The following is an 18,217-nucleotide window of genomic DNA, read 5'->3' as shown; positions in this document are numbered from 1 at the left end:
AGCGGGCCAGTGGGCAGGGGCTGGCCGCTGTTTCAAGCCGTGTAAAATCTATCGTTGAGAGTCGGCGCGACCACCTTCCAGTATCGGCTGAAGCGCATCAGTTGATGATCGGTTAATGTCACGTCAGTGATGCGTTTTTCTGGTTGCCATCTCACCTGCAAGCCTGCCACCGCTTGCTTGAGTACTGGTTGCGGTGTATCCATGCTTGATATCTGTCCCTGGGAGAGCTGCGTCAGGACTTGCCTGGTGTTGCCTTCCCATATTTGTGTCCCTGGCATTTCTGCCAGGCAATCGGCCATGAATTGCAGACGTTTGAGCGGCCAATGGCCATGGATTTCCGGGTCAAACACAAAAATGGCTGGAATATCCAGCATATGTAAAGGATGCTCGGGCGAAAGCATTTCATCATGTACCCAGACCAACTCTGATAAGGCATGTGAACTGGTGGATAAGGGTGATTGCGAAGTGTTCGCTAGAGGTTGTAAATCTGTCTCGCCGTTGTCGCGGATATTTTCGGGAAACAGGCGTTGCTGTAAGGCTTCGTAACTGCTGGCGAAAGGGCATTTGATTTTGCACTGCTGACACCAGGCTTCCCCACCAAACTGAATAATGTTTTCCTTGTTGAAGTAATAGGGCTTGTTGCTAAAGCTGGAGGCTACCCACTGCCATGAAAGGTGATTGGACGCGATATCACCATCCAGTAACTGCTGCTCAAACCAGTCAGCTGCCTGGCGCCAGTCAATTTCGAGCCAATGTAACAGATAGGCAGCCAGCCACATGCGGGCATGGTTGTGGACATAACCTTGCTGCTGCAGCGAACGCACGATCTCATCCATGCAAATGAGCCCGGTAAATCCCTGTGAAATAAAGTCTGGCAAGGGGTTGTGGCCTAGGGTGACTTTAGGCGGCTCCATTTCCTGCATGATCTGGGTGCCAAAGCGGTACCAGACCTGGCGAAAATAATCGCGGTAACTTAACTCTGAAGCCAGTTTGCTGGTGCGCTTGTCAGAGTGTTTCAGGACATGCTCGAGCGCTTCCGGCAGGGTGATGCAACCGTGTCGCAAATAAGGTGAAAGCCGGGTGACCCTTCCGGACAGGTGATTACGGCTACGGGCATATGATTCGGCGTCCACGGCCTGCAGTCGTTGTAGCGCCATGGTGCGCCCCCCTTGCCATGCTGTATCCAGTGCAGGTCCTGGCGCATGCGGAAAGCATTCCGCAATTTGTTGCATGCGGGTGGGGCGGTCTGTTGCGAGTGAGAGGCGGACTGGATGACTCATGGCACACTATTTTGACATAACTAGTGATACCATGGCTTGCAATGTTGTTGGCAAGGATACTTAGATGAACGCCTTATGGTTGTGGTGTGGACTTGGCCTGGTGCTGCTATGTGTGGAAATGCTGGTGGGAACCCTGTATTTTTTATGGTTGGGCATTGCTGCGTTGGTAATGGCGGTGTTGTGCGCCTTGTTTGCAGAAATGCCACTGGCATTGCAAGCCCTGAATTATGCCGTGCTGGCGGCGATTGCGCTGGCAGTCATGCGAAAACTGGAAAAGCGTAAGCCGGCATTGCGGGTGGGCCAGGCACAGGGAGAAGAAATCGGCCGCCAAGGCGTGGTGATTGTAGCTATTTCACCAGCCAATCCTGGCAGAATCCGTTTTAGCCAGGGTCTATTGGGCAGTCGCGAATGGGTGGCATATGCCGATACCGCGATTGCAGAGCAACAACTGGCCAGGGTGGTGGCGGTGGAGGGGAATAGTCTGCGCGTTGCCCCGTTGTCCTGAGTCGTAAACGAATGAAAAAGGAGTAATCATGACTGAAGTCAGTTTGATCGTCATTGTGCTGGTGGTGATTGCCATCGTTAAAGGCGTGCGCATTGTGCCGCAAGGTGAAGAATGGGTGGTTGAAAGATTGGGCAAGTTCGCTGGCATCCTGACGCCGGGCTTGCATGTGATCAACCCTATCCTGAGTAGTGTCAGTTACAAAGTCACCACCAAGGACATCATTTTGGATGTGCCCGAGCAGGAGGTGATTACACGGGATAATGCGGTGATTCTGGCCAATGCCGTTGCCTTTATCAAGGTGACTAATATTGAGCGTGCGGTATACGGTATTGAGAATTTCCGTGAGGCCATGCGCAATATGGTGCAAACCAGTTTGCGTTCGATTATTGGCGGCATGGATTTAAACCATGCGCTGACTTCGCGTGACCGTATCAAGGCCGAGCTAAAAGAAGCGATTGCCGATGAAGCGCTGGACTGGGGCCTCACCGTAAAGAGTGTGGAGATTCAGGACATCAAGCCCTCAGCCAATATGCAGGATGCTATGGAGCGCCAGGCGGCGGCCGAACGCGAGCGTGTGGCCGTGGTCACCGAGGCTGAAGGCGCCAAGCAGTCTTTGATCCTGAATGCAGAGGCCCGGCTGGAAGCCGCCCGTAAAGATGCCGAAGCGCAAATGGTGGGCGCTAAAGCCTCCGCCGAGGCGATCAAGATGATCGCAGAGGCGGTCAAGGAAAATAATACTTCAGCGACATTTTTGCTGGGTGATCGCTACATTCAGTCACTGCAAAAAATGGCAGACTCCAGCAATAGCAAAATTGTCGTGATGCCAGGCGATGTGGTGAGTGCGGTGAAAAACCTGATCGGTGGCGGCAAGTAATCCAGCCCCGTTTTTTTCTGTTTAGATTGCTGCCACGCGAGTCTGTTTTGCGTGGCTGGCATATTTCCTGCATCACACTGCTTAAAATCATAATATTCTTGAGGATCAGCAGTGGCTATACGCGTCGCTTTACATCACCGCACCCGCTATCAATTCGACCGCCTGGTTAACCTTTCGCCACACGAAGTCCGCCTCAAGCCCGCTGCGCATGCGCGTACACCGATTTTGTCGTATTCGTTGACCGTGAACCCGGCAAAGCACTTTATTAACTGGCAGCAAGACCCTTACGGCAATTATATTGCCCGTTACGTGTTCCCCGAAATGGTGCGCGAGCTCGATTTTACGGTCGATTTAGTGGCAGACATGACGGTGATTAATCCGTTTGATTTCTTTGTCGAGAAATATGCTGAGCACTATCCTTTTCAATATACCGACCAGCAGTCATTTGAGCTGACTGCCTATTTGCAGCCTGATCCGGTCGAGCCCCTGCTCAAGCAGCTCATGGCAGAATTGCAGAACAAGGTGATTCAACCGGAAATGGGCATTGTCGACTTTCTGGTGGCGGTCAACCAGCATGTACAGGCGGCGATAGGCTATACCGTGCGCATGGAGCCGGGCATACAGACGCCAGAAGAAACCCTGAGCAAATTGACTGGTTCTTGCCGGGATTCCGCCTGGTTGCTGGTGCAAATCATGCGCAATCTGGGGCTGGCTGCCCGCTTTGTCTCCGGCTACCTGATCCAGCTCATGGCCGATGTCGCAGCACTGGATGGCCCCAGTGGGACAGATAAGGATTTTACCGACCTGCATGCCTGGACTGAGGTGTTTATCCCCGGGGCCGGCTGGGTCGGGCTGGACCCTACGTCCGGCTTGATGGCAGGCGAGGGGCATATCCCGCTGGCATGCACGGCGCTGCCTTCTTCGGCCGCACCGGTGACGGGGTATACCGATGTGGCAGAGGTGACGTTTAGCCATGAGATGACGGTGACGCGTATCCATGAAGATCCGCGCGTGACCAAGCCGTATAGTGAGGAAGATTGGCAAGCCATCCTCAAGTTGGGAGACAAGGTGGATGCTCAGCTCAAAAAGCAAGATGTGCGGCTGACGCAAGGCGGGGAGCCGACCTTTGTCTCGATTGATGATATGGATGGTGCCCAATGGAATACCCAGGCGTTGGGAGATCATAAACGGCAATTGGCCGGTGACCTGGCCTTGCGTCTGAAAGCGCATTTTGCGCCCAACGGCTTTTTGCATTATGGCCAGGGCAAATGGTATCCCGGCGAACCGTTGCCTCGCTGGGCCATTAATATGTACTGGCGGCCCGATGGCAAACCGGTCTGGCGTGACGCTAGCCTGTTCTCTGCCGAGGGTGTCGGTGATGGGTATGCTGTGAAGCAGGCGCAGCTGTTTGCCACGCATCTGGCGGACATGCTGGGCTTCCCTACGGCGTGTGTCATTCCGGCCTATGAAGATGTGATGAGCTTTGCGCAACAGGAACAACAATTGCCTGCCAACGTCGACCCGCTTAAGGCTGACCTCAAAGATGCGGCTGAACGTAAGCGGTTGGCCAGCTTGCTTAACCAAGGCTTGGGGCAGGTCGTGGGTTACGTCATGCCGCTCAAGCCAGATGAAAGCCGCAGTGCCGGCGAGTGGTTGACCAGCAAATGGCCGTTAAGGCGTGAGCATTTGTACCTACTGGGTGGGGACTCCCCCATGGGCTTGCGCTTGCCGCTGTCTTCATTGCCCTGGCAACTGCCCACGGACATAGAGCCAGAGTTTCCGCTGGACCCATTTGCAGCCCAGGAAAGCCTGGGGGCATCGAAAACGCCCAAAGTCAGGCTCAAGCACAAAACCATCCAGCCGCTGGCGCGCGAGGTGGTGCACACCGCGCTCTGTGTGCAAGTGCGCAATGGCCGGTTGCATGTGTTTATGCCGCCTGTGAACCGTCTTGAAGACTACCTGGATTTGTTGAGTGCCATTGAGCAAACCGCCTGTGACTTAAAACTCAAATTGTGGCTGGAGGGCTATGCGCCGCCGCGTGACAGCCGCCTCAAATTGCTTAGTGTGACGCCGGACCCAGGCGTGATCGAAGTCAACATTCATCCAGCCAAGACCTGGAAGGAGCTGGTCACTAATATTCATGTGCTGTATGAAGAAGCGCGTTTGTGCCGGCTGGGGACGGAAAAATTCCTGCTGGATGGCCGCCATACCGGCACCGGTGGCGGCAACCATGTGACGCTGGGAGGCGAGACTGCTGCCGATAGCCCGATGTTGCGGCGTCCCGATGTGCTGCGTAGCCTGATTACTTACTGGCAGAACCATCCGGCACTGTCTTATTTGTTCTCGGGCACCTTTATTGGCCCAACCAGCCAGGCACCGCGTGTGGATGAAGCGCGCGATGACAATTTGTATGAGTTGGCGATTGCCTTCCAGCAAATGGCGCAAGCCTTGCCGGTTGGCGAGGAGAGCCAGCAGCCTTGGCTGGTTGACCGCTTATTGCGTAATTTGCTGGTGGATTTAACCGGCAACACGCACCGCTCTGAGTTTTCCATCGACAAACTGTATTCACCCGATGGCCCAACCGGCCGCTTGGGCCTGGTGGAATTCCGCGCTTTTGAAATGCCGCCGCACGCACGCATGAGCTTGCTGCAAAGCCTGTTATTACGTGCGCTGGTGGCCCGCTTCTGGAAAACACCTTATACCGGCAAACTCGTGCATTGGGGGACCGAGCTGCATGACCGCTGGATGCTGCCGCACTTTGTGGCACAGGATATTGCCGATGTGGTGGCTGACTTGCGGGAGGCTGGTTACGCCTTTGAGCAGCGCTGGTTTGAGCCGTTTGTCGAGTTCAGGTTTCCGCGGTATGGTACCGTCGCCTATCACGGCATCGAGCTGGAGTTGCGTCAGGCCATTGAGCCCTGGAATGTGTTGGGCGAAGAGATGGCGGGTGGCGGCACGGCGCGCTATGTGGATTCCTCGGTGGAGCGTATGCAGTTGCGCGTGCGTGGCCTCACCGATGGACGCCATGTGGTGACCTGTAACGGACGCCCCTTGCCACTGCAAGCCACTGGCCATGCGGGGGAATATGTGGCCGGGGTGCGCTTCCGTGCCTGGAGTCCCTGGTCGGCTTTGCACCCGACGATCCCGGTGCAGGCGCCGCTGGTATTTGACCTGGTGGATACCTGGAGCGGCAAGTCCCTGGGCGGATGTACTTACCATGTTTCGCATCCGGGTGGCCGTAATTACAATACCTTCCCGGTCAATGCCAACGAGGCCGAGGCGCGGCGCTTTGCCCGTTTCTGGGCGCATGGCCATACGCCCGGCAAGGTGACTGTGGTAAAAGAGCCACCAAATCCGCGTTTCCCGTTTACGCTCGACCTGCGTTGGCAGCCGAATGTGTGAACATCCTGTTACACTCAGTGTCTTGTTAGATAATCCCTTAACGATCACTTAACTACGCATGCAACCGGAGCTTAACCAGCTTTACCTCTCTGACCGCTACAATGAATTGTTGGATAGCCAGGGCCAGCCACGTCCGCATTGGCAGGCTCTTGTGTCGCAGCTGGAAAGTGAGGAGACTGGCGTCATGCGTAAGCGCATGGAGGCCGTGCAGCGGCAGATCCGCGATAACGGTGTGACCTATAACGTCTATGCGGATACGCATGGTGTGCAGCGGCCATGGGATCTGGATGTGTTGCCTCTGATCATTCCGTCGGAGGAGTGGCAGGAGATTGCCGCCGCGGTGGCACAACGGACTACCTTGCTCAACCGGGTGTTACTGGATATCTATGGTGAACAGCAGTTATTTGCCAGCGGCCAACTGCCGCCAGCGCTGATTTATGGCCATAATGGCTTTTTGCCGTCTTGTGTCGGTATTCCGCATTACGACAACATTGCCTTGCACAACTATGCCGTGGATATTGCGCGTTCGCCCAACGGGCAGTGGTGGGTGGTGTCTGACCGTACCCAGTCGCCCACCGGGGCAGGCTATGCGCTCGAAAACCGCACGATTATTTCCAGTGTGTTCCCAGAGATGTTCCGTGACCTCAATATTGAGCGCTTGAGTGGCTTTTTTGCCAGCATGCGGGATAGCCTGGCCCATTGGGGACACCGTGTGGCACAAAACCAGACACAGACTGTCCCTGGCATTGCCCCGCTCAGCCAGGGGGAGCCACCGCTGGTGGTGATCTTGACCCCGGGACCGTATAACGAAACCTATCATGAGCAATCATTTTTAGCTGGGTATCTAGGCTATCCGCTGGTGCAAGGCAGTGACCTGACCGTGCGTAACGGGGTGGTCTGGCTCAAAACCATCGCCGGGCTTAAGCCTGTGCATGCCATTTTGCGCCGCATAGACGATGATTACTGTGATCCATTGGAACTGAATGCCGAGTCGCTTTTAGGGGTCGCCGGACTGACGCAGGCTGCCCGCCTCGGCAATGTGCTGATTGCCAATGCGCTGGGGGCGAACCTGTTGCAGTCCGGGGCTTTGTTAGGCTTTTTGCCCAATTTGTGCCAGTCCTTGCTGGGGGAATCGTTGCGCATGCCTTCGGTAGCGACCTGGTGGTGTGGCGAACCGGCAGCGCTGGAGTATGTGATTGAGCATCTGGATGACTTGGTGATTAAACCCGCCTATCCGCAAGTGCAATATTCGCCGATTTTTGGCGAAGATCTCAATGCGGCGCAAAAAGAGGCCCTGATTGCCAAGCTGCGCGCGCAGCCAGGCCACTATATCGCCCAGGAGCAAGTGGATATTTCGCAGGCCCCTGTGCTCAGCCATCATCACCATCAAACGCAAATGAGTTCGCTAGCCGTGAGTTTGCGTGTATATGCTTTTGCAACACCCAATGGCTATGCCATTATGCCGGGTGGCCTTTCCCGGGTCGCCAGTGGTAAAGATAGCCGAGTGGTCACCATGCAACGGGGCGGGACCAGCAAAGATACCTGGGTACTGTCGGAATTTACCCAATCGCCTTTTAGCCTGCTGCGCAAAACCACTTCCAGCCAGGACCTGGTGCGTGAAAATCGCTCGCTCTCCAGCCGCATGGCAGAAAACATGTTCTGGTATGGCCGTTATTCGGTACGCAACCTGCAAAAAGCCATGATGCTGCGCGTGACCTTGCGCGCCTTGCTCGAATACACGCCAGATTCGCGCGAAGGCGAGTGGCCGACCATGCAGGGACTCTGCCAGTGGTTTGACCTGTTGCCTTCACCCAAAGATGAAGAAGAGTGGGCGACATGGCAGCCGTATAGTGATGATGATATTGAGCCTTTGCTGGTGCAGGCGGTGTTCTCGCAGCAGTCCGGTAGCCTGGCCACCAGCGTGCAGCAGTTGTATCAACAGGCATTTAACCTGCGTGAACGCATTTCCAATGACCATTGGCGCACCGTGAACGTGTTGTCACGGCAGTTTATTACCCGGCATGCGCATGCTACCTTGCAGGATGCGATGTCATATATCGAGCAGGCGGTGAATCATTTTGTCACCTTGACCGGCTTTGCCATGGACTGGATGACGCGTGACCTGGGCTGGCGTTTTATGTCGCTGGGGCGGCGGATTGAGCGCTTGCAATTCATGTGTGTGCTGTTGAGCCGTGCCTTGCAAATGCCTCAGCACAGCAACCTGGAATGGTTGTTACAAGTGACCAATAACCTGGTTACTTACCGAGCCCGCTACGCGGCTCAGCCTGAGTGGTTGCCGGTGCTGGATTTACTGCTCATGGATGGCAACAACCCCAATGCCATCGTGTTTCAAATGAAGGGCCTGGTCAAATATCTTGAAGAGATGGACGCGCATGACAATGCGGGCGGCATTGCCACCGAACTCAAGGACTGCTGGCAAGCCTTGCTGCAACTGGATCCTGACCAATGCTTCCTGCCAGGCGACGCGACACTGACAGCCTGGTTAAATCACACTTACGATGTCACCATGACCTTGTCTGACCGGCTCAGCCTACGCTTTTTTAGCTATGCCAGCCCGGTTGTCATGTCAGGGCATTAAGGCAAACGATGCGTTACCAGGTCGAACATCAAACTGTTTACAGCTACGATTTGCCGGTGATTCAATCACAGCAATTGCTGCATCTCATGCCGCGGCAAACGCCTTTTCAGCAATGCGTTTCTTTTACGCTGGCCTGTGAGCCACTACCCGCCGAGCAGTCGCGGCGGCAAGACTTTTTTGGCAATAATAATGACTATTTCACCATCCTGACGCCGCACCAGTCGCTTGAGGTCACCTCCAGGTTCCAGGTCGATATCCAGCCACGGCCACAGATGGGTGATTTTGTGCAAAGCCCGCCCTGGGAGCAGGTGCAGCACCTGTTAAAAGATCAGGATACCCAACACCTGGATGCTGCTCCCTACGTGTATGCCACCACGCGTGTCACCCTTAGTGAAGCGCTGGCCAGCTTTGCCCTGAGCTGTTTTACGCCGCAGCGGCCATTGCTGGACGCCGCCATGGTGCTGACGCAAAAAATTTATACCGAGTTTGAGTTTGATCCCCAAGCCACGGATATCTCCACCCCACTGGATACGGTGCTGGAAGGCCGCCGCGGCGTCTGCCAGGACTTTGCCCATCTGATGCTAGGCGCCTTACGCTCTATTGGTCTGGCTTGCCGTTATGTCAGCGGATATATCCTCACCCATCCGCCCCCTGGCCAGCCGCGCCTGGTCGGTGCTGACGCATCGCACGCCTGGGTGTCTGTGTATTGCCCGGTCTATGGTTGGGTAGACTTTGATCCAACGAATAATTGTTTGGTCCAGCAGGAACATATTACAGTGGCCTGGGGACGCGACTTTGGTGATGTGTCACCGATGCGCGGCGTGGTGCTTGGAGGCGGCGCGCAGCAGCTCACGGTGAGTGTGACTGTGACGCCACTGGAATATGCGGTGGCTTAAGCGCGATCAAAAACGGGGTTTTTCCTGTGTTTTCAGCCAACCTTTGATATTGATCAAACCTGTATGCGGGCACACTGTTTAATCTAATGTCTTGAGAGATAGGTAAGTCCACAATTCGCCCCGATCTATCGGGGCATTTTTTTGCCTGGTGCTTATCCGTAACGCTTTTTATATTCGTCTTTCAGCAACTGCCTGAACTCCGTCATGGTCATCGACAAGGCACCGCCAGGATCATTCTTTCGCCAGCGTCCTATGCCTTTGGGGCCTGCCACTTCGTCATGGCCCAGCACATAATCAAAGTTAAATACGCTCGGGTTGTTGGCCTTGGCCCACAACAAAAATTCTATCAATGTGGTTTCCTGCGCTTTGGTATAAGGCAAGTAAGCACCGGCCAGAATATTGTCCTGGTTTTGCGTGATCACGCGTACTTTTTTGGCATCCAAAGGGTATTTGCGGCCAGTATCCCAATAGGTGTAAAACTTGCCGTCATGTACTTCGAGCCGACCGGGATTAGTGATTTCAATCCCCACCAAAAAACTGGATACCCCAGTGCGTTTTGCGCCATCAATGGTCCAGGCACTTTCCCCGGCATGATAGCCCCATTGGTTGAGCGGGTTGGCCTGTACCAACTTGCCGTCGGTGCCTATGCAGCAGAAAAAATAGGAGCTGCTTGAGATGGCGGTGACCGCATTTTCAACGCCCTTGGAATATTGGCCGGCCGTAAAGTGGATGATGGCACCATAAGGATACCCTCTAGGGTATTCTCCTTGCGCTGCACGTTTGATATCAGTGCGTGTCAGGGCTTCGGGGTACCACAATTTTTTTTCGCCGAGCGGGTAGCGCTTTTTTGCCGGGGCTGCCTCTTCAACATGCAAGCTGGGGCGCGGTGGTTCAGGCGGCCTGAATTCTTCAGGCATAGGCTCTTCGAGCAATTGCGAGAGGATTTCAATCTGGCTAAGCGCCAGCGCATCCACTTTGGGGTCGGCGGATAATCTGGCAATTTGCATGGCAGACCAGCGCAAGGTATACAGTTTTGCTTTATCCATCGGTGTCTCCTTAACGATATGCTTCGCTATTGTTGACTGCCGCCACATGCTGCTGCTCCCATCCTGTGGCGGGTCGCTTCATGGCATGACGTTCCGTGATGCATAACCTGAATACCTTGGTGTCATGTGGTTTTATATTAACCAGCCTTTGTTAAGTTGTGTAGGAATTTCAAGCGGGCAAATTTTAAATAAATGATCGATTCGTGAAAGTGTCTGTTTCACCGCAACGCAGTCGCGATAAAATGCTGTTTTGTCTGGTAGCGGGTGTTATTTAAGTGATTAAAGCAGCTATTTTTGATATGGACGGTCTGCTGATCGATTCCGAGCGCATTATTATGCAAGGCTGCATACAGGCCGCAGCTACCATAGGGATTACCTACACACAGGCCGAGTATGTGGAACTCGTTGGGCGCGTATGGTCAGACTCCACCCGGCTCATGACGCAGCAATTGGGCAGTGAAGCTAACTTTCAACACGTCATGCAGGGGCTGAATGCCTTCCTGGAAACGCGAGACCATGCTTTTCCATTGAAAGATGGCGTGCAAGCATTGTTACAGTATTATAAGTCGCACGGGATTATTTGTAGCGTGGCGTCTTCATCGCCCATTCCTCATATTACACACCGGCTGACGCACACCGGCGTACTGGATTATTTCAGCCATGTGACGAGTGGCCAGGAGGTTAAGCGCGGCAAACCGCACCCTGATATTTATTTACTCGCACTGGAGAAACTGGGGCTGCCCGCAGAGGAATGTATCGCATTTGAAGACAGCGAGCTGGGTGCACAGGCGGCGATTGCGGCTGGTTTGCGTGTGGTGGTGGTGCCTGACCTAAGGCAACCCAGCGAGCAGGTGCGGGCAAACGCACACCAGGTGGTAGAAAGCTTGCAACACTGGCTGGAGCACCATGACAGCCTGGTTGGATGCGATTTATCGCGGACGCAGTAACCAGGCCGTTTCTTCAGCGGGGTATTGGCCCTTCATGCCTTTCTCTTGGTGAGTACTGGCCAGTTCTGTCAGCACATAGTGTGGCTCGTAGTGGGCGCTAACTTCTGGTTTGCTTACACTAAACGGTGGGCCAGGCACCAGGGATTGGTTATATTCAAAGCTGATCAATAATTGTGGTGCCGTTTGCGTGATGCTCATGAGGTGCTGCACATATTGCTTGCGCATCTCATCAGGCAAGGCAATCAGGGCTGCGCGGTCATACACAGCATCCACCGAGCCTAGCTGGCCTTGCGTTAACGCGAAAAAATCACCCTGAAATATTTCTATCTGCTCGGTACGATAATGTCTCAGTGGGCCTGATTGGGTGATCTCTGGGGCGAGTTTGAGCTCTGTAAAAAAAGCGTCCACCGCTAACTGGCTCAGTTCAGCGCCAACCACCTGATACCCTTGCGCCAGCAACCAATGCATATCCAGCGATTTACCGCACAGCGGAACAAAGACGCGCTGACCCGCCTGCAACCCCAGAGCCTGGAAATGTGCCAGCAAAAACCGGTTGATTTCATCCTGGTGAAAGCCTATCTGCTGGTTCTGCCAGCGCTGGTGCCAGAAGTCATGATGCATGGAGAGACTCGCTCACTAAAGAGAAAACCAAAGTATAAAGCAAGTGATCAGCAGTGCGCTGGCAAGATTACTTACTTGCCAGTTGGCTCAGCTTGGCTTGCGCTTCCAGTACACCTTCTTCAACCCCGGCGGCTTCCGTCAGTTTGGCCACATTGTCGCGTGTGAAAAAGCCATCAAAACCGTCATAGCGTTGTACGTATTCGATAATCAGTGACGAATGTTCTGAGGCATTAGAGAATATCTGTTTCAGGCCTTCTTCCTTGGAGCCAATCACATCGAGTAAAAAGCCTTTGCCCTGGCTGGCAATCGCATCCACCACAAAATCGATATTCTCCTTGCCATCGCGCGTGCCGTCTTTCACCGATAAGGCAATATGATGCAGGCGTGGGCCATAATTACGGACAAAGGTCTCGGTAGGCGAAGGCAGTTTTTCCAGGTGATTGACGAAGTAAGGTGTGTTGTTGGCAGTAAAAACTTTGGCCGGGCTTTTGGTTTCGGCAAACCCATGTGCACTTTTGGTGACGTTGGTGGATGAGTTCTGGTCCCAGATATTGTAAGCACCCCAGAAAAAATAGCTGGACCAGGACAGGTATTCCAGGATCGCCACTTCGCGGTTCTGGCTATACACGCGCGTGGCCAGATGGTCCACAGGCAAAATCAGGTCGTCAATCCGCAGCTTGGCCTGTTGGTCTTTGGCTTGTTCGTAAGCCGCCTGCACATCCGGGCGTATGGTACTGATGCCTAGTGAATACACGCGTAACTCACCTGGCTCGCGCTTCATATAGCCAACAATATTATGCGTATAGGGCGAAGGCTTGCTGATCGCGACATTGCCTGGCAGTTCCAGCTTACGCACTTCGTCCTGCGTAAAGAAGCGGAACTCGCGTTCTTCCTGTAGTCTGACCACTTCATGCATATTGGTGACACGGATAATCTCACCCATATAGCGGCTATTAGGCTTACGCGCGCCCACCGGGTAAATCTCGTTGAGTGAGCGGAAAATGCCGCGCAGGTTGGGGTCCTTGACTTCGCGCACCAGTAAATCCGGCGAGTTGAGGTCTATGCGCAAGATATGCGTCCAGTGCTTTTCACTCTCCAGTGTCACCAGGTAATGGTAAGAGGTCATTAAAGACAGTTCGGCGATATACTGGATCGAATGATCCGGGTCCACCGTGATCATCAGCGCATCAATCTCCTGAATCATGTCGGTCAGGCCCATCTGGTCGCGTTCTTCTAGCAGTTTTTGCAGATACTCTTCAAAGAAAGCCGAGTTCTGTTTATCACCGTGGCGCGCAAAATCGAGAGAGTTAATCATGATGCTTCAGCATTAAAGGTAATGCTACGTTTAAGCAAGGTACGTTCCCGCTGCGCCATCAGCGCCAAAGCCAGTCCACTAGCGCTTTGCAAGCAGGTTTGTATAAAGACATCGCCAACAGCTTGCATTGAAAAGCAACAGGGCAACCATGATTGCCCTGTTTTAGTGCTTTTAAAGTTTAACGGCCTTTACCGCTGAGTGAGCCACGTTTGAGGATAGGGTCATCATAGGCAATGCAGCGGCCTATGCCCAGAAAACTTGGCCGCATCCCCAAGGGGCAACTATTGCTGCGCTCAAACTGTTCTACTTTGGTTTTCGCGACTTCTGCTTTTTTGGCATCCTTGAATTCCCAATAACCATTGGAGTGCAGGATCACTTCGTCGCCTTCAACAGTTTTGGCTTGTATGTCATCATCTGCAGGCTGGGCGGCAAAACTGTATGAACAACTGAGGCATACTGCAATCAGAAGCCAGCGAGCTGTGTGTAACATAGGGCGGTCCTTGAGTATGTGAAAAATAAAAGCCAGGTCTGCACGACCTAGCTTGGGTTATTGTGACATACCATTATGCCTGAGCAAAGCATCCATGCTCGGTTCGCGGCCTCTGAAGGCCACAAACGATTCCATGGCCGGACGTGCACCACCTTGTGCCAGCACCTCATTCTTAAAGCGGCTTCCCGCTTCTTCAGACAATACGCCCAATTCTTCAAACAGGCTATAGGCGTCTGCAGAGAGTACTTCTGCCCACTTGTAGCTGTAATAGCCTGCGGCATAACCACCAGCAAAAATATGGCTAAAGCTGTTGGGGAAGCGGTTCCACTTCGGTGGGCGTAATACGGCCACTTCTTCACGTACTTGCTCTAGCACGTCCAGGGCGGTTTGCTTGCCCGCCGGGTCAAAGTTGCTGTGCAGGCGCATATCAAACAGTGAGAACTCAATCTGGCGCACAGTCTGCATGCCAGCCTGGAAGTTTTTGGCGGCCACCATTTTGTCGAACAAGGGGCGTGGCAGTTGTTCGCCACTATCAACATGTGCCGTCATATGACGCAGCACATCCCACTCCCAGCAGAAGTTTTCCATAAACTGGCTAGGCAGCTCGACGGCATCCCATTCCACGCCTTTGATACCAGAGACGCTGTATTCATCGACCTGTGTCAGCATATGGTGCAGGCCATGGCCAAACTCATGGAACAGCGTAATGACTTCGTCGTGCGTAAACAGGGCTGGCTTGTCACCGACCGGGGCCGAGAAGTTGCAGGTCAGGTAAGCGACGGGCAGCTCAATGCCGCTGGCCGTTTTACGGCGTGTGATACATTCGTCCATCCAGGCGCCGCCACGTTTGCCATGACGCGCATATAAGTCGAGGTAGAAGTAGGCAATCGGTTGGCGTTGCTGGTCGCTGATCTCGTAGAAACTTGCATCCTTATGCCATAAGGGCGCGTCGGTTTTGCGTACCTGCACGCCAAAAATGGTTTCGACCACTTTAAATAATCCGGCCAGCACTTTGTCTTCCGGGAAGTATTGTTTCACTTCCTGATCAGAGAATGCGTATTTTTCTTCACGCAGTTTTTCGCTGATATAGGCCACGTCCCAGGCTTGCATATCGTTAAAGCCCAGTTTCTCGGCGTAGGCTTTAAGCTCGGCCATATCTTTTTCGGCATAAGGTTTGGCGCGCTTGGCCAGTGTATCCAGAAACTCAATCACCTGTTGTGGTGTATCGGCCATTTTGGTGGCCAGTGACAGCTCTGCGTAGTTTTTAAAGCCCAGCAGTTGCGCCTCTTCCTGCTTCAGTTTGAGCAGGTCGGCAATTAAATGGGTGTTGTCCCATTCCGGTTTGCTGAACTCGGATGCACGCGTGGCATAGGCGCGGTACAGCGTTTCGCGCAATGCGCGATTGTCGCAATACTGCATCACCGGCATATAAGATGGGAAATGCAGGGTAAACAGGTAACCGCTCTGGCCGTCCGCTTTTGCAGCTTCCGCAGCTGCTTGCAGCGCGTCATCAGGCAGGCCGGTCAACTCAGCAGCGTCTGCAACCACATGCTTGAAGTCATTCGTGTTGTCCAGAATATTCTCTTCAAACTTGCTGCCCAGTTTGGACAGTTGCTCGGCAATTTCTTTAAAGCGTACTTTTTCTGCGGGTGGCAGCTCGGCACCGCCGAGTTTAAAACCACGCACTTCGTTATCGATGATTTTCTTTTGTGCCCGGCTGAGTTGGGCGTATTCGGCACTGGCCTGGATCGCCTTGTATTTGTTATACAGGCGTTCGTCCTGCGACAGGTCGCTATAAAAGTCGGTCAGTTTTGCCAGGTTGTCGTTATAGGCTTCGCGCAATTCCGGCGTGTTGACCACGGCATTCATATGTCCCACCGGGCCCCAGCTACGCGACAGTTTCTCCGAAAAGTCCTCAATCGGCTGCACGAAGTGTTGCCAGTCAGGCGTCTCTGTTGCTGTGGCCAGTTGTTCAACCAGGGCGCGCCCCTCTGCCAGCAAACTGTCTATGGCCGGAGACACATGCTCGGGACGGATATCATTAAATTTGGGCAGGCCACTAAAAACGAGTAATGGGTTGGTGCTCACGACGTTGTCCTTTGATGAATGCAATATGCTTGATAGAGACTATTATTAGCCAAATGTTCGTGTGTAGGTGATTGTATATATTGATGATGGTGATGAGTTTTGCAAATACAAGGGCATGGCCGACCCCTGTTACAGCATCTCACCGTTATATTTCTTGATCAGCGGTTCAATTTTTTCCAGGTCGCTGAACGACAGGATTTTCTTAGCTTGCTTGGCCAGCACGCTTTCTTCGCTTTGTAGAATCTGCGATTTCACACTCAAAATATGCGAAGGATGCATGGACAGCTGGCGCATGCCCATGCCGACCAGCAGGCGCGTAAGCTTGATATCACCAGCCATTTCACCGCAGACCGACACCGGTTTCTGGTACTTTTCTGCGGCCTGTATGGTGAGCTGGATCAGGCGCAACACGGCGGGGTGCAACGGGTTATACAAATGCGCCACCGCATCATCGGCACGGTCAATCGCCAGCGTGTACTGGATCAGGTCGTTGGTGCCTATGGACAAAAAGTCCAGCTCTTGGGCAAAGGCTTCCGCATTGATGGCTGCAGCCGGTACTTCTACCATGCCGCCCATCTGAATCTGCTCGTCAAACGGGACGTTTTCCTTGCGCAGTGACTCCTTGGCCCGCTCGAGTAACAGCCTGGCCTGGCGTAGTTCTGCCAGGTTGGAGAGCATGGGGATGAGGATTTTGACCTGTCCGTAACGTGAGGCCCTTAACAGCGCACGGAACTGCGTGTGAAAAATATGCGGCTCCGCCAGGCAATAGCGCACGGCGCGCAGACCTAGCGCCGGGTTAGTCGCAGTGACCACTTCGTCCGGATTGAGTTGTTTGTCTGCACCTATATCCAGCGTGCGTATGGTCACCGGATAGCCTTTCATGGCCTCGGCCACGTGCTTGTACGCTTCAAACTGCTCCTGCTCGCCAGGCATTTCACTACGGTTCATAAACAGGAACTCGGTCCGGTACAAACCCACCCCCACCGCACCAGATGCTTTGGCACTGATCACATCTTCGGGGACTTCAATATTGGCCAGCAGATCGATCGCCACGCCATCAACGGTCACCGCTTTAGTGGTTTTGATCAGTTGCAGCTTTTGTTGCGCCAGTTGCCACTGGTTTTGCTTGAGTTTGTATTCGGACAGGACTTCCGGGTCAGGATTGACAATCACAACCCCGGCGGCGCCATCGACAATCATCAGTTCGCCATCGTCAATGAGGTCGCGTGCACGTTGCAGCGCCACAATCGATGGAATATTCAGGCTACGCGCCAGAATCGCGGTATGCGAGGTGACCCCGCCGACATCGGTGATAAACGCCGCAAACTGGTGATGCTTGAACTGGATGGCATCGGCCGGGGACACATCGTGTGCCACCAGGATCATGGCACGCTCCTGCCTGGCTAGCAGTTTCTTTTCACTGGCGGCCAGCTGGTCACGCCCCAGCAACACCTTGATCACACGCTCGACGACCTGTACCACATCCTGTTTGCGCTCGCGCAAATAGGCATCTTCAATGGCATCAAACTGGGCCACGATATCATCCATTTGCTGCTTGAGCGCCCACTCGGCATTGCATAGCTCATCGCGGATAATGGCCTTGGGTGCCTCGGAGAGCGACTTGTCACTGAGCATGGCCAGGTGCGTATTGATAAAAGCACCCAGTTCAGCCGGAGCATTTTTGGGCAATTGTGACTTGAGTTGCTCCAGATCGTGTTTGACCAGGGCAATCGCGCGTTCAAAACGGGCGATTTCGTCATCGACACCGCTAGCCTCAATCTTGAAGTGCACGACCTCCAGCAAGGCATGGGAAATCAGGTGGGCATGTCCAATGGCGATGCCACTGGACACACCGACGCCGTGCATGCTGAAACTGGTCAATTACTCACCCTCACCAAAGTAGTCGTTTACCAGCGCTTGTAGTGCCGCCAATGCCTGTTCTTCGTCCGGCCCCGTGGCTTCAATGTCGATGATGCTGCCTTTGGCTGCAGCCAGCATCATGACGCCCATAATGCTTTTGGCGTTGACACGACGGCCGTTTTTTTCGACCCAGACTTCGCTTTTGAACTGGCTGGCCGTTTGGGTGAATTTGGTCGAGGCGCGAGCATGCAAGCCGAGTTTGTTAATGATTTCTACAGAGAGTTTGGCCATAAA

General features: G+C 53.8%; 14 protein-coding genes. 6 read left to right on the top strand and 8 right to left on the bottom strand.

Annotation, left to right across the window (positions count from 1 at the left end; all coding sequences use genetic code 11):
* Nucleotides 1–32: 32 nt before the first annotated feature.
* On the bottom strand, nucleotides 33–1,280 hold the full coding sequence (locus tag F463_RS0109755; RefSeq protein WP_018986900.1) for an FAD-binding domain-containing protein: 1,248 nt from the start codon (nucleotides 1,278–1,280) through the stop codon (nucleotides 33–35).
* A gap of 64 nt (nucleotides 1,281–1,344) precedes the next feature.
* On the opposite strand from F463_RS0109755, the gene F463_RS0109750 reads away from it, so the two are divergent.
* The 5 genes from F463_RS0109750 to F463_RS0109730 all read left to right on the top strand — a co-directional run bounded on the left by F463_RS0109750 (nucleotide 1,345) and on the right by F463_RS0109730 (nucleotide 9,556).
* A complete protein-coding gene (locus F463_RS0109750; RefSeq protein ID WP_018986899.1) occupies nucleotides 1,345–1,785 on the top strand; it encodes an NfeD family protein in 441 nt (146 codons plus the stop codon).
* A gap of 28 nt (nucleotides 1,786–1,813) precedes the next feature.
* Nucleotides 1,814–2,659, top strand: coding sequence for an SPFH domain-containing protein (locus F463_RS0109745; protein WP_018986898.1), 846 nt, complete (start codon nucleotides 1,814–1,816; stop codon nucleotides 2,657–2,659).
* 111 nt (nucleotides 2,660–2,770) lie between these two features.
* On the top strand, nucleotides 2,771–6,061 hold the full coding sequence (locus F463_RS0109740) for a transglutaminase family protein (protein WP_018986897.1): 3,291 nt from the start codon (nucleotides 2,771–2,773) through the stop codon (nucleotides 6,059–6,061).
* 58 nt (nucleotides 6,062–6,119) lie between these two features.
* The gene (locus F463_RS0109735) at nucleotides 6,120–8,660 is read left to right on the top strand and encodes a circularly permuted type 2 ATP-grasp protein (protein WP_018986896.1); all 2,541 of its coding nucleotides are present in this window, start codon (nucleotides 6,120–6,122) and stop codon (nucleotides 8,658–8,660) included.
* A gap of 8 nt (nucleotides 8,661–8,668) precedes the next feature.
* Nucleotides 8,669–9,556 carry a transglutaminase family protein gene (locus F463_RS0109730; RefSeq protein ID WP_018986895.1) on the top strand — a complete coding sequence of 296 codons (888 nt, stop codon included), beginning with the start codon at nucleotides 8,669–8,671 and terminating at the stop codon, nucleotides 9,554–9,556.
* 152 nt (nucleotides 9,557–9,708) lie between these two features.
* On the opposite strand, the gene F463_RS0109725 is transcribed toward F463_RS0109730, so the two are convergent.
* Nucleotides 9,709–10,602, bottom strand: a complete 894-nt coding sequence (locus tag F463_RS0109725; protein WP_018986894.1) for an N-acetylmuramoyl-L-alanine amidase — start codon at nucleotides 10,600–10,602, stop codon at nucleotides 9,709–9,711.
* A gap of 275 nt (nucleotides 10,603–10,877) precedes the next feature.
* On the opposite strand from F463_RS0109725, the gene F463_RS0109720 reads away from it, so the two are divergent.
* Nucleotides 10,878–11,549: an HAD family hydrolase gene (locus tag F463_RS0109720; protein WP_018986893.1), complete on the top strand. Its 672-nt coding sequence runs from the start codon at nucleotides 10,878–10,880 to the stop codon at nucleotides 11,547–11,549.
* Here F463_RS0109720 and tmpT read toward each other — a convergent pair.
* The 6 genes from tmpT to F463_RS0109685 form a co-directional block, all read right to left on the bottom strand.
* Nucleotides 11,532–12,170: a thiopurine S-methyltransferase gene (gene tmpT, locus F463_RS0109715; RefSeq protein WP_018986892.1), complete on the bottom strand. Its 639-nt coding sequence runs from the start codon at nucleotides 12,168–12,170 to the stop codon at nucleotides 11,532–11,534. The two genes, F463_RS0109720 and tmpT, sit on opposite strands and share 18 nt — an antisense overlap.
* 67 nt (nucleotides 12,171–12,237) lie before the next feature.
* On the bottom strand, nucleotides 12,238–13,485 hold the full coding sequence (locus tag F463_RS0109710; RefSeq protein ID WP_018986891.1) for a hypothetical protein: 1,248 nt from the start codon (nucleotides 13,483–13,485) through the stop codon (nucleotides 12,238–12,240).
* A 178-nt stretch (nucleotides 13,486–13,663) separates the two neighbouring features.
* Complete coding sequence (locus F463_RS0109700; protein WP_018986889.1) at nucleotides 13,664–13,975, bottom strand: hypothetical protein; 312 nt, start codon at nucleotides 13,973–13,975, stop codon at nucleotides 13,664–13,666.
* Nucleotides 13,976–14,032: 57 nt separating this feature from the next.
* Nucleotides 14,033–16,063, bottom strand: a complete 2,031-nt coding sequence (locus tag F463_RS0109695) for a M3 family metallopeptidase (RefSeq protein ID WP_018986888.1) — start codon at nucleotides 16,061–16,063, stop codon at nucleotides 14,033–14,035.
* A gap of 129 nt (nucleotides 16,064–16,192) precedes the next feature.
* Nucleotides 16,193–17,944 carry a phosphoenolpyruvate--protein phosphotransferase gene (ptsP, locus tag F463_RS0109690; RefSeq protein WP_018986887.1) on the bottom strand — a complete coding sequence of 584 codons (1,752 nt, stop codon included), beginning with the start codon at nucleotides 17,942–17,944 and terminating at the stop codon, nucleotides 16,193–16,195.
* Nucleotides 17,945–18,214, bottom strand: coding sequence for an HPr family phosphocarrier protein (locus tag F463_RS0109685; protein ID WP_018986886.1), 270 nt, complete (start codon nucleotides 18,212–18,214; stop codon nucleotides 17,945–17,947).
* Between the last annotated feature and the right edge of the window lie 3 nt (nucleotides 18,215–18,217).

Source organism: Methylophilus methylotrophus DSM 46235 = ATCC 53528, assembly GCF_000378225.1.
Taxonomy (GTDB): Bacteria; Pseudomonadota; Gammaproteobacteria; order Burkholderiales; family Methylophilaceae; genus Methylophilus; species Methylophilus methylotrophus.
This window is presented reverse-complemented; position numbering and strand designations above follow the sequence as displayed.